The 12362-nt window shown below is 68.7% G+C and carries 12 protein-coding genes; 1 reads left to right on the top strand and 11 read right to left on the bottom strand.

From position 1 onward, the window contains the following. Positions 1 to 113 precede the first annotated feature (113 nt). The 4 genes from ACYP5B_RS06000 to ACYP5B_RS05985 form a co-directional block, all read right to left on the bottom strand. On the bottom strand, positions 114 to 1820 hold the full coding sequence (locus ACYP5B_RS06000) for a GMC family oxidoreductase (RefSeq protein ID WP_459568941.1): 1707 nt from the start codon (positions 1818 to 1820) through the stop codon (positions 114 to 116). Between the two features lie 170 nt (positions 1821 to 1990). Next, on the bottom strand, positions 1991 to 2929 hold the full coding sequence (locus ACYP5B_RS05995; RefSeq protein WP_400091660.1) for an alpha/beta hydrolase: 939 nt from the start codon (positions 2927 to 2929) through the stop codon (positions 1991 to 1993). Between the two features lie 50 nt (positions 2930 to 2979). Beyond that, positions 2980 to 3462, bottom strand: coding sequence for a Cu(I)-responsive transcriptional regulator (gene cueR, locus ACYP5B_RS05990; RefSeq protein WP_459568940.1), 483 nt, complete (start codon positions 3460 to 3462; stop codon positions 2980 to 2982). Beyond that, positions 3459 to 5930 carry a heavy metal translocating P-type ATPase gene (locus tag ACYP5B_RS05985; protein ID WP_459568938.1) on the bottom strand — a complete coding sequence of 824 codons (2472 nt, stop codon included), beginning with the start codon at positions 5928 to 5930 and terminating at the stop codon, positions 3459 to 3461. The genes cueR and ACYP5B_RS05985 overlap by 4 nt, the downstream gene beginning before the upstream one ends. Positions 5931 to 6194: 264 nt before the next feature. Between ACYP5B_RS05985 and ACYP5B_RS05980 the strand changes: the two genes are divergently transcribed. Beyond that, positions 6195 to 6407: a heavy-metal-associated domain-containing protein gene (locus ACYP5B_RS05980; RefSeq protein WP_400091655.1), complete on the top strand. Its 213-nt coding sequence runs from the start codon at positions 6195 to 6197 to the stop codon at positions 6405 to 6407. Positions 6408 to 6470: 63 nt separating this feature from the next. Here ACYP5B_RS05980 and ACYP5B_RS05975 read toward each other — a convergent pair whose 3' ends face one another. The 7 genes from ACYP5B_RS05975 to ACYP5B_RS05945 form a co-directional block, all read right to left on the bottom strand. After that, the gene (locus tag ACYP5B_RS05975) at positions 6471 to 7199 is read right to left on the bottom strand and encodes an OmpW/AlkL family protein (RefSeq protein WP_267604818.1); all 729 of its coding nucleotides are present in this window, start codon (positions 7197 to 7199) and stop codon (positions 6471 to 6473) included. Between the two features lie 229 nt (positions 7200 to 7428). After that, positions 7429 to 8388 carry a delta(1)-pyrroline-2-carboxylate reductase family protein gene (locus tag ACYP5B_RS05970; protein ID WP_318233551.1) on the bottom strand — a complete coding sequence of 320 codons (960 nt, stop codon included), beginning with the start codon at positions 8386 to 8388 and terminating at the stop codon, positions 7429 to 7431. Positions 8389 to 8456: 68 nt separating this feature from the next. Next, positions 8457 to 8699 (bottom strand): aldo/keto reductase, encoded by a 243-nt coding sequence (locus ACYP5B_RS05965; protein WP_459568937.1) that lies wholly within the window; start codon positions 8697 to 8699, stop codon positions 8457 to 8459. Positions 8700 to 8743: 44 nt separating this feature from the next. Then, positions 8744 to 8896 carry a hypothetical protein gene (locus ACYP5B_RS05960; protein ID WP_459568936.1) on the bottom strand — a complete coding sequence of 51 codons (153 nt, stop codon included), beginning with the start codon at positions 8894 to 8896 and terminating at the stop codon, positions 8744 to 8746. Positions 8897 to 8907: 11 nt separating this feature from the next. Continuing rightward, positions 8908 to 11121 carry a penicillin-binding protein 1C gene (gene pbpC / locus ACYP5B_RS05955; protein WP_459568934.1) on the bottom strand — a complete coding sequence of 738 codons (2214 nt, stop codon included), beginning with the start codon at positions 11119 to 11121 and terminating at the stop codon, positions 8908 to 8910. Continuing rightward, positions 11118 to 11819: a lysoplasmalogenase gene (locus tag ACYP5B_RS05950; protein WP_400091647.1), complete on the bottom strand. Its 702-nt coding sequence runs from the start codon at positions 11817 to 11819 to the stop codon at positions 11118 to 11120. Before ACYP5B_RS05950 ends, pbpC begins: the two co-directional genes overlap by 4 nt. After that, positions 11816 to 12362: alpha-2-macroglobulin family protein (locus tag ACYP5B_RS05945; protein WP_459568933.1), on the bottom strand; the 547-nt coding region annotated here is incomplete at its 5' end. The genes ACYP5B_RS05950 and ACYP5B_RS05945, both read right to left, overlap by 4 nt.

Here is a 12362-nt window from a genome sequence, read left to right as displayed (position 1 = left end):
CTCCCAGCGGCGCACCGTACTGGGAGCCCGTCCGATGCGCTTTGCGAATTCGTTGATCCGATAAACCTTGCTCATGGCGAGCAATTATAGATACTTCTGAGCAGAATGGAGTATCAGTTGCTCGCTCCCGCTTTGGCATTCGCCGTGGCGCCGGCAGCTGCCGGGCTGGCAATTGCCGTTGCCGCGGCGCTGGCGGCTTCCGTCCCGGCCATGCGCCGGCGCCGGTCTTCGCGGATCATGTCGCTGGCACGCTCCGCGATCATGATGGTCGGCGAGTTGGTGTTGCCCGAGGTGATCAGCGGCATGATCGATGCATCGACCACGCGCAGGCCGTCGATGCCGATCACGCGCAGGCGCTGGTCCACCACTGCCTCGGGATCATCGGGACGGCCCATGCGGCAGGTGCCCACCGGATGGAAGATGGTGGTGCCGATCTCGCTCGCGGCCTGGGCCAGTTGCTCGTCGGTCTCGAACGCCGGGCCCGGCAGCCATTCCTGCGGCTTGTAGGGCGCGAGCGCGGGCGACGCCACGATGCGCCGCGTCAGCCGCAGCGAATCCGCCGCGACCTTGCGGTCGGCGTCGGTCGTCAGGTAATTTGGCGCGATCACCGGCGCGTGGCGGAAATCCGGATCGGCGATGTGCACGCTGCCGCGCGAGGTCGGGCGCAGGTTGCACACGCTGGCCGTGAAGGCGTTGAAGCGATGCAGCGGATCGCCGAACTTGTCGAGCGATAGCGGCTGCACGTGGTACTCGAGGTTGGGCCGCGCATACGATGCATCCGAGCGCGCGAAGGCGCCGAGCTGCGACGGCGCCATGCTCATCGGCCCGCTCTGGTTGACCGCGTACTGCAGGCCGATGCCGAGCTTGCCCCACCAGCTGCCCGCGCGCGTGTTGAGCGTGCGCACGCCCTCCACCTTGACCACGCTGCGCAGCTGCAGGTGATCCTGCAGGTTTTCGCCCACGCCGGGCAAGACATGGCGCACCGCGATGCCCAAAGCCTGCAGCCGCTCGGGCTGGCCGATGCCGGACAGCTCCAGCAACTGCGGCGTATTGACCGCGCCCGCCGCCAGGATGACTTCCTCGCGCGCTGCCGCTGTGAACGGCTTGCCCCCGCCGAGATAGTCCACGCCGCTGCAGCGGCGTCCCTCGAACGTCAGCGCGCTCACCTGAGCGCCGGTGACGATGGTCAGGTTGGGCCGCTCGGCCGCGCGGCGCAGGAACGCCTTCGCGGTATTCCAGCGGATGCCGCGGCGCTGGTTGACCTCGAAATAGCCCACGCCAAAGTTGTCGCCGCGATTGAAGTCATCGGTGCGCGGGATGCCGGCCTGCTCGGCGGCATCCATGAAGCGCTCCAGGATGTCCCAGCGCAAGCGCTGCCCTTCCACGCGCCATTCGCCACCCGCGCCGTGGAATTCGTCGCCGCCGCGATGATGGTCCTCGCTTCGCTTGAACAGCGGCAGCACATTGTCCCAGCACCAGCCGTCGTCGCCCGCGAGGCGCGCCCAGTCGTCATAGTCTTCGCGCTGCCCGCGCATATAGATCATGCCGTTGATCGACGACGAACCACCCAGCACGCGGCCGCGCGGGTAGCCCAGCGAGCGGCCGCCCAGGCCGGCTTCTGCCACGGTGCGGTACATCCAGTCGGTGCGCGGGTTGCCGATGCAATACAGGTAGCCCACCGGGATGTGGATCCAGTGGTAGTCGTCGCGCCCGCCGGCTTCAAGCAGCAGCACGCTCACTTCGGGGTCCTGGGTCAGGCGGTTGGCCAGCACGCAGCCGGCCGAACCGGCGCCGACGATGATGTAGTCGTAAGTCTCCATGCTGTCTCTTGTCAGGCCTTGCGCCGCGTTTGGAAAGGTTGATGATGGGCCCGCGCGGGAACATCCCGCCAGGATTGCAAATGCATGCGTCCATGCGCGGCATGCCGAACTTGGGCCGTGGATGCGCGCAATGGTTCAGGTGGTGCCATCCAGGGACACATCATGCACGCTCACGCCGCCTGCGGTTGCAGATGCTTGCGCAGCCAGTCGGTGAGCGCGGCGAATACCTCGCCGCGCAGCGGCTGCGCCTCGTTGAAGAGCTCGTGGTAGCCGGAGTCGAACCAGCGCGCCTCGCGCAGGTCGGGCGGCGCGTTGTCGAAAAAACGTCGGCTGCCCGCCGGGTCGACGATGCGATCGTCGCCCGCCACCAGCATCAGCGTGGGCGCTTCCAGCAAAGGCGCATCGGTTTGCGCCTGCGCCATGCCACGCACGAACGTCTCCAGCACGCCGGCGCTGATGGTGCCCTGCACCAACGGATCGGCGCGGTACTGCGCCACCATCGCCGCGTCGTGCGACAGGTAGCGCGCATCGATCGGGTTGGGCACGCGCAGGCGCGGCACCAGCGTCAGCAGCATGCGGTGCAGGGCCAGCATCGGGCCGGACAGCCTCAAGGCCAGCGCCGGCGATGACAGCACGAGCGCGCGGATCGGCCGCACGCGCGCGGTGGCGAAGCGCGCCGCCACCAGCCCGCCCATGCTGTGCCCCAGCAGGAACGGCAGCTCCTTCCACTGGCCCACCGCAGCGTCGTGGATTTCAGTGAGGTCTTCGACAAACACATCCGGATGCTCCGCCACCATGCGCGGACCGCCGCTCGCGCCATGGCCGCGCTGGTCGTAGCCGCGCACGCGCAGGCCAAGGCCGCACAGCAACTCGGCCACGTGCTGGTAGCGGCCGCAATGCTCGGCCAGGCCGTGCACCAGCAACAGCGAGCCCGTGGGTTCCGGGAACAAGTCGGGATCGGGCTGCCAGGTACGCAAGAGCAGCTCCGTGCCGTCGCGCATGCGCTGGCGGCTTTCGATGGGGGCAACGGGCCGCGCAGCGGCCGCCACGCCAGGGCCGGCGCCATCGGCGGCAGGCTGGACGGAGGCAGCGGTACTCGGTCGATCCATTCGGTTGATCTCCATCTGTGTTCCGCTACGGTGCCGCTGGCATCCACCGACTAGGAGGCCACGGTTCTGTCCTCGCCGTGACGATGGCAGGCCCGCACCGCGCCATCGCCGCCCTTTTCCACTTCCTCCGACTCCAGGCCTGACCCCGCCTGCGCCATATCCGCGAGGATCGGGCAGTCGGGCCGCGCATCGCCGCTGCAGGCCTCGGCCAGCTGGCGCAGCGTGTCGCGCATGGCGGCAAGCTCGGCAATGCGCTGCTCCAGGTCCGCCACGTGGCGCAAGGTGAGCGCCTTGACGTCGGCGCTGGCCCGCGCGCGGTCGTGCCACAGCGACAGCAAGCCGCGTATCTCGTCCAGCGAGAACCCGAGATTACGGGCACGCCGCACGAAGCGCAAGGTGTGCACCGCGCGCGCGTCGTAGCGGCGGTAGCCGCCCTCGCTGCGCGGCGGCGCCGCCAGCAAGCCGATGGACTCGTAGTGCCGGATCATCTTGGCGGAGACGCCGGAAGCCTGTGCCGCTTCACCGATATTCATGCTTGCTCTCCCGCCGGCTTCCAGCGCCGCAGCAGCAGCGCATTGCCGACCACGCTCACGCTGGAGAATGCCATGGCCGCGCCGGCCACCACCGGGTTGAGCAGGCCGGCCGCCGCCAGCGGGATGCCGATCACATTGTAGAAGAAGGCCCAGAACAGGTTCTCGCGAATCTTGCGCACCGTGCGGTGCGAGATCGCCAGCGCGTCGGCCACCAGCGCCGGGTCCCCGCGCATCAGCGTGATGCCAGCAGCATGCATGGCCACATCGGTGCCGGTCGACATGGCAATGCCGACATCCGCCGCGGCCAGCGCCGGCGCATCGTTGATGCCGTCGCCCACCATCGCCACCACGGTGCCGCCCGCCTTGAGGGCGTTCACGCGTTCGGCCTTGTCGGCCGGCAGTACTTCCGCCTGCACCTCGTCCAGCCCGAGCGTCTCGGCCACGCGCGCGGCCGCGCCCTTGTTGTCGCCGGACAGCATCACCGTGCGCACGCCGGCGGCGCGCAGCCGCTCGATCGCGCGCCGCGCGCCGGGCTTGATGGCGTCGCCAAAGGCAACCAGCCCCACCACGCGGTTTTGCGCAGGCGACGCATCCTGCGCGCCCGTCTCGATCAGCCAGGACACCGTGCGGCCCGCTTGCTGCAGTGCTTGCGCCTGCGCTTCGAGCGTACCCGCCGCTGCGCCCAGCGACGCTCGCAGGCGCTCGCTGCCAAGCTGCAACGCCACGCCATCGACCTTGCCGGACAAGCCCATGCCGGGCAAAGCGCGCACATCGGTAGCCGTCGGCGCGTGGATGCCGCGCGCGCGTGCCGCTGCCAGCACCGCGTGCGCCAGCGGATGCTCGCTGCCGGCCTGCAGCGCGGCCAGGCGCGCCAGCAAGCGTTGCTCTTCCACGTCGCCGGCACCCGCCGGCACGGCCAGCGCCACCACTTCCGGCTTGCCTACGGTGAGCGTGCCGGTCTTGTCGAACGCCACCACCATGACCCGGTGCGCCACTTCCAGCGCCTCGGCGTCCTTGATCAGGATGCCGGCGCGGGCACCCGCGCCGGTGCCCGCCATGATCGCGGTCGGCGTCGCCAGGCCGAGCGCGCACGGGCAGGCGATCACCAGCACCGCCACCGCGTTGAGCAAGGCAACCTCCCAGTTGCCACCGAGCAGGCCCCAACCCAGCAACGTGACCAGCGCGATGCCCAGCACCACCGGCACGAACACCGCGCTGACGCGGTCGACCATGCGCTGGATCGGCGCCTTGGCGGCATGCGCGTGCTCGACCATGCGGATGATGCGCGCCAGCACCGTCTCGGCGCCCACCGCCACCGTACGCGCCACCAGGCGGCCTTCAAAGTTGATGGCGCCGCCGGTCAGCAACGCGCCAGGCGCCTTCGGTACCGGCAGGCTTTCGCCGGTCAGCATCGATTCATCGGCATGGCTGCTGCCTTCGATCACCTTGGCGTCCACCGGCACGCGTGCGCCCGGCAGCACCACGATTTCGTCGCCGACCCGCACCGAGCCCAGCGGCACGCTGACCTCAGCGCCGTCGCGGCGCACGATCGCGCTATCGGGGCGCAGCGCGGCCAGCGCGCGGATGGCGTCCGCCGTCTGGCGCTTGGCGCGCGTTTCCAGCCACTTGCCCAGGCGCACCAGCGTGATGACCACTGCCGCGCTTTCGAAGTACAGGTGCGGCATGGCGTGCGCGCCGCGCCACATCAGCCACAAGGACAAGCCGTAAGCCGCCGAGGTACCGAGCGCGACCAGCAGATCCATATTGCCCGCGCCCGCACGCACCGCCTTGAAGCCGGCCTTGTAGAAACGCCAGCCAAACACAAACTGCACCGGCGTGGCGAGCAGCCACTGCACCCAGGCCGGCAGCATCCAGTGCACGCCGAACCATTCGGCCACCATGGGCGCCACCAGCGGCAGCGAAAGCGCCGCCGAGATCGCCACCGGCCACGGCCCGGACCAGAAGCCTTCGCCCGGCACAGCCCCAGCCGGCAAGTCGCCCGTCACCGGCACCGCGCCATAGCCGGCGCGCGCCACCGCCGCGGCCAGCGCATCGGCATCCACGGCGCCGCGCAGCACCGTCACCTCGGCCTGCTCCGTTGCCAGGTTGACCTGCGCATCCACCACGCCCGGCACGGCTTTCAGCGCACGCTCGACACGCGCCACGCAGGACGCGCAGGTCATGTCGCTGATGGACAAGGTCATGGCCTGGTGCGGCACCTCGTAGCCGGCGGCCTTCACGGCCTCGGCGGCGGCCGGCAGCACGGCGCCGCTATCGGCTTGCAGCGTGGCTTCTTCGGTGGCGAGGTTGACGGCGACCTGACGCACGCCAGGCACCTTGCCAAGCGCGGTCTCGACGCGCCGCACGCACGAGGCGCACGTCATGCCGCCGATCGGCAGCCGCCATTCGGAGGCCTGCGCGTCTGCTGCGGCGCCGGGTAAGGGAAGGAGTTGGGAATTCGCGGGCATGGCAGGGATCAAGTCCACAGTGATGACAACCACATCATGGACCTTACCATGTTGGGAAGGTCAAGCCCGGTTGCAAGCCACGCGTTCATCACGCGCGGTGCGCAGGAACGTTTGGAAAAGGCCTTGCGCTTCCCACGGTGGGAAGGTGCAAACTTCAGGGGTAGACAAAAAGTCCGGCCCGGCCAGCGCAGCGACAGGTACGCTTTTTGGACGGCCGGGCGCTTACCTTGATTTCGTACCCCAGGTACCAACAGGAGATTCCAGATGATCCAGTTCCAGGTTGAAGGCATGTCGTGCGGCCATTGCGTGGGCGCCATCACGCGCGCCGTGCAAGCCCTCGATCCCGCCGCGAAAGTGTCGGCCGACATCCCAGCGCAGGCAGTTTCGATAGAGGCCACCGCCAGCGGCCAAGCGCTGCGCGAGGCCATCGAGGCAGCGGGCTATCCCGTCAAGGGCAGCACCCAGGCCGCGGGCTGAGCCGGCAAGCCGCGCAAAGCAAAACGGGCGCCTTGGCGCCCGTTTTGTCATCTGGCGGACCGCTTAGAAGCGGTAGCCGACGTTCAGGTAGGTCACCACCGGATCGATCTTGATCTTGGTATGCGACACAACCGTAGCATTGCCCGCCGCACCCGCGTTCTGGGTGGTGAGCGTGGCCGTGCTGGACAGCGGCAGGTAGGACACCGACAGGCCGACGAACCAGTTATCGGTGACGGCGTAGTTCGCGCCGACATTGAACACCGGATTCCACGAGCTCTTGGCGCTCGCCGTCATCCTGGCGTTCGGGCCAAACTCGGAGCGCACGAAAGTCTGGTTGCTGATGGTCTCGTCGGTAAACCACGTGTAGTTCGCGCCAAGGCCCACGTAGGGGCGGAACTTGGTCTTCGCTTCCCCGAAGTAGTACTTCACCAGTACCGCCGGGCTCCATTGCTTCACATTGCCCAGCGTGCCGTATTTGGCAAACGTGCCAGCGCCCTCCACATCGTGCTTCGGTGGAATCCCCACGACAAATTCACCTGCGATATTGTCGGTAAAGAAGTGCGTGAACGCGATGCCAAGCGTATCCGCGGACTTGATCTTGGCACTCGTGCCGGCTTCGGTCTGGTTGACGGGGAAGCCGCCGATGCTATCGACGACCAGCGCATCGGCGGAACTCGTCGGCATCACGCGGAACCAGCCCAGGCTGACAATATTGCTGCCGGCGCTTTGCGCTTGCGCGGCACCGGCAACTAGCATGGCTACGCTGGCCAGCAGGATCTTCTTGGGGGACATGCCTCTACTCCTTGTTAACTCTCTACCCGAAGCAGGCATTATCCCGTCTGGTGTGACCCCTCTGTTTCAAACGCTTAACACTTTTGTAGAAGCCCGCCCCTAAAGCACGGGTTAACCATTAAAAACACAGGCAAACAAGCCAAACTGGCCGTGCAAACTGTGTGCAATTTGCGACGCTCGCCGGCCAGGAAACCTGCTGCGCGGCATAGGCCTACTCGCCTCAAGGGAATTACGCTGTGCCAGCGCTCGCCAGCACGCATGCCGCCAGGTCCCACAGGGCGTAACCAACACTCTTGAAGACCAGCGGGCTGCCGCGGCGCGCGCGCAGCGCGTCCGCGGCGAGGATGGCATGCTCGAAGGGCTGCACGGTGGCCCAATCGATGCCCGCCTGCAGCAGGTCGCCCGCCTCCTCCTCGATGCCGAACAAGGTGTCGGCCAGCAGCCGGCCATGCGCCGAGGCTGCCTGGCAAAGCGCCGGCGGCAGCTCGCACATCTCCGGGCGGAACGCGCCCACCGCAGCGATGAAATGATCGTCGCGCCACAAGCCGCTATCCAGGTCCGGCAGCACCGGCACCAGGCTGGACGTCACCGTCACCACCATCGACACGCGGGGCAATACGGCGCTCACGTCATCCACCGCCTGCGCCTCCACGCCCAGCGTGCGCGCATGCGCGGCGAGGGCTTCGGCCTTGGCAGCCGTGCGCGAATGCAGCCACACGCGGCGCGGCGAGAGCCCGGCGACAAAGGCTTCGAGATGGGTCATTGCCTGCACGCCGGCACCGATGATCAACAGCTCGCCAGCGGGATCCGGCGCGAAGCACTGCGCCGCCAGCAACGACACGGCGGCCGTGCGCCGGCCCGTCACGGTGGGCCCGTCCAGCAGCGCCAGCCGGCGTCCGGTATGGGCGTCGGCCACCACCACCTCGCCGAGGATATTGGGCAGGCCGCGCTGCGGATTGCCAGGGTGCACGGTGATGTTCTTGGTCATCACCAGTTCCCTGTTGCGCGCCGGCATCACCAGCAGCGTGCCTTCGCCGCCGGCTGGATCCCCAACGGCCAACGCAATGCGCGGCGGCGCCATGGCCGTGCCCGCGCGCAGCTCGGCCAGCATGCCGGCAATGGCACGGGCCAGCGCGGGATAAGGCAGGCGGGCCGCCGTCTGGGCGGCGTCTAGCAGGGCAACGGACATGGCGGGTGGCTCCGGAGGCGGTTCGCGATGCTGGATTATCCGTGAACTCGCCGCCGGCCCCACACGCGCTACAGGTTCAGCACGTTCAGCACGTTCAGCGCGCCAGCAAGGACATTGCCTGTTCCGGATAACGCGTACCCGCTACTGCGTCCGCCGGAAACACGGCGTCGATGGCCGCCATGTCGGCCGCGTCCAGCGGTGTACGGGCCATATATATCAGCCGTATCAATAAGATTAACGCCGTGATCAAGCACATGATTAATCGTGCGAATGGACTCGACGTCGTCGTGCGCGCCGTAGAACTCGCTCATGCCTCACAATCGGGCTGCCCGTTCAAGCCGGACACGGCGGGATTTCATCCCGGACTCTCCCGGCTGGACAGGAAGTCGACCAGCACCCGCAGCTTCGGCAACATGTGCCGGCTCGATGGCCACAACATCCAGAATGTGCCCTGCACCACGTTGAACGTATCCAGCGCGGTCACCAGGCGCTTGTCGCGCAGCGCCAACGCCGGCGTAATCAGCGGCGCGGCGCCTTGGCTACGGCGCCACGCACCTCGATGCCGATGCGGTCGACCACCCTGCCGGCAGCATCCAGCAATTCCACTTCGTGCCGGCCCGGCCAGGGCAACCAGGAGAGCTGGCCGCCGCGCCCCAGCGGCTTGCCATCGATGCGCCAGCTCACGTGCTGTGCGGCCTGTCCGCTGACACCTTCTGCATGGAACCAGACGCGCTGCGCTGCCGGCGGGATATCGGGATCGAGCGCGAACACGGTGCCATCGGCAGGGCTGGCGATGGCGGATACGCGATTCTTGGTGGCACGCCCGCTATCCGCGCTGGCCACGTTGACGACCCGCATTGCGGTACCCGCGAGGAACACCTCATCGCGCGCAGGTTCGAGGTCATCGGCGAAGCGCAGCGGCACGCGCTCCACGCCAGCAGGCATGGCCGGCGCCATGCTCGGCACCGAGCGGTGCAGTGCCTCCATGATCTCGTGCCACACCGGCGCCGCGCCGGACACGCCCGAGACCTCATGCATGCTTGCGCCGCTGGCATTGCCCACCCACACGCCAACCGTGTAGCGCTGCGACCAGCCCACGCACCAGTTGTCGCGCATGTCCTTCGACGTGCCCGTCTTGACCGCGGTCCAGAAGCGCGTGGTGAGCGGGCTGTCCAGGCCGAACGTGCGCGCCCGCGCGTGGCGATCCGACAGTACATCGGCAACCAGGTAGCTCGCCGCGGGCGACATCACCGCGCGCGCTGTCACTGGCGGCGCATCGGCGCGCAGCCGTGCGCTCGCATAACGCCCGCCGTTGGCGAACGCGCGATAGGCATTGGTGAGCGCGACCAGCGGCACATCGGCGCTACCCAGCGCAAGGCTGTAGCCGTAGTAGTCTCCAGCCTGCGTCAGCGGCAAGCCGAGCGCGGTCAGCCGCTGGTGAAAGCGAAACGGCGTGACCATCACCAGCGTGCGCACCGCGGGCACATTCAGCGACGAAGCCAGCGCGGCGCGCATGCTCACCCAGCCCACGTATTGCCGGTCATAGTTCTGCGGCACATAGAGGCCCCCGCCGCCGCCCGTGGGCAAGTTGACCGGCCGATCGTCCAGCAGCGACGCCGTGGTCAGCCGCCGCGCTTCCAGCGCTTGCTCATAGAGAAACGGTTTCAGCGTGGAGCCGGCCTGGCGCGGCGCCGCAGCGTGATCGACTTGCGCGGCCGCCGACAACGCACCCGACGAACCGACGTAGGCCAGCACGTCGCCACTCGCGTTGTCGATCACCACCACGGCGCCATCTTCCACATTGCGCCCGGCAAGCTCGCGCAGATGACGATCGAGGCTTGCCGTGGCGATGCGCTGCAGGCCGGCATCGAGCGTGGACGTGATCGTGGCAGGCACCGGGCCGGCGGCACGGGCTTGCGACACCAGCAAGCGCGCCAGGTGCGGCGCGAGCTTCGGCGCCAGGCTCGACGTCGATGCATTGCCCACAGCGTCGCCGCTGCCCGCGCTGCGGGTACGCAGCAAAGCCAGTTGCGCGAAGCCGTCCAGGCCATCGCATGCCTTCGGCAATTGCTGCTCGCGCAGGATGCCGCAGGCGCGCTGCGCGACCTGCGGCGCTCGCGCGTTGGGCGCGCGCACCAGCGCTACGGCCAGCGCCGCCTCGCGTGCATCGAGGCCGCTCGGAAACTTGCCGAACAGCGCCTGCGACAGCGCGGACAAGCCTACCAGTTCGCCGCGAAACGGCACCAGGTTGAGATAGGCCTCGAGGATCTGGTCCTTGCTCCAGTTGCGCTCCAGTGCGGTCGCTCGCACGGCCTGCGCCATCTTCTGGCTCACGCTGCGGCCGCTGTCGGCACGCCGCAGGTCTTCGTCGAGCAAGCCGGCGAGCTGCATGGTCAGGGTGGAGGCGCCGCGCGTGCGCGTGTTCCACAGGTTGGCCCACGCGGCGGCGGCAACGCCCTGCCAGTCCACGCCGCTGTGCGCATAGAAGCGCCGGTCCTCGGACAGGACGATGGCGATGCGCACCGCGGGCGATATCTCCGCCAGCGTGACCCAGTCGCCGCGGCGCGCACGGAAATCGTCGCGCACGCGGGACAGGGTTTCGCCGTGGCGGTCGAGCACCACCACGTCCGCGCTGCGCCAACTGGTGCGCACGTTGTCGAAGGACGGCAACGCATGCGCGGGCGCGCTGGCCACGCAGGCCATCACGACGACCGCGCGCAGGCCCACCTTCATTTGTCCCGCCCGGCCACCACGCCGGCCACCAGCAGCACCTGCGCGGCCGCGTAGGTCCACCAGATGCCGAGCGCAAAGGTATCGAACGGCACGAGAAAGCGCGCGGTGCCGAGCAAGCCGTCGGACACGGCGAAGCACAGCGCGCCGATTGCCGCCAGCGGCGTCGGCAGCTTTGCCAGCAACGCGGCGCAGGCCATCGCCGCGAGCGCGCCCACATAGACAGAGACCGGCACCGCCAGCGTGCCCAGGTTGGGCCAGAAGCGCGCGAGCATCACGCCGGCCGCGCCCACCACCGCGCCGCAAGCGATCAGGCGATGCGCGCGCCCGTCGCCCGCCATGGGCACGAACAAGCCGAGGTAGGCGAAGTGCGCGATCAGGAAAGCCCCGAGCCCGCCGATGAAGGAGAACGACAGCCACGGCATCGCCAGCAGGAAGTCCCCCAGCGCGGAGAACAGCAGCGCCGCCATCAGCCAGCGCCGCTCGCGGCGCACGGGATGGAAGTGCGCGGCGCGTACCAGCAGCAGCGCCATCGCGGTCTTCCACACCGGCTGGAAGGCGATTTGCCCGTTCAACGGCGCGCCGGGTGGCGAGTCCATCGCGACGGTGACCAGCAGGCCGCCGTAGACCAAGCCGGCCATCGTCCCGGCCATCCACCACTCGCGCACCCGCGCGGGCATCATCATTGCAAGCCAGCTCAAGGGCGTGCTCCTACGGTCAGTCTGGCATTGGGTTGCGCGCCGAAGACATCCGGCGCGTACATCGCTTCCACCCGCGTGGGCGGCAAGGCGAACTCGCCGGCGTTGTTCAGGCGCACGGTGTATTCCACCGTGGCGTTGCCGCGCGGCAGGTAGGCGTAGTACTCGCGCAAGGCCTGCGGCGTGCGCTCGGTGAATGCGGGCCATGCGCCCTTGCGCCGCTCGCCGCGCGAGGCGATCTCCGAGTCGCGCCCGAGGCCGCTGCCCAGGATGGTGGCGCCGGCAGGCACCGGGTCACTCACCACCACCCATGTCATGTCGGCCTGCGCATCGATCTCCAGCTTGACGCGATACGTGTCGCCGCGCGACCACTTGCCCGCCACCGCCTGCTCCACCGGCGTCACGCTGCGCGAGATGCGGTAGCCCGCCGAGAGTGGCGCGGCGAGCGGCACTGCCGCCAGCGCGCGCACCGTGGCCCAGGGCTTGCCGGCGCCTTGCTGCACGGCCTGCAGCGTGGCGGCCTCGCCCGCACGTGGCCACGGCAGG

The organism is Cupriavidus sp. 8B, from assembly GCF_054589115.1.
This window is presented reverse-complemented; position numbering and strand designations above follow the sequence as displayed.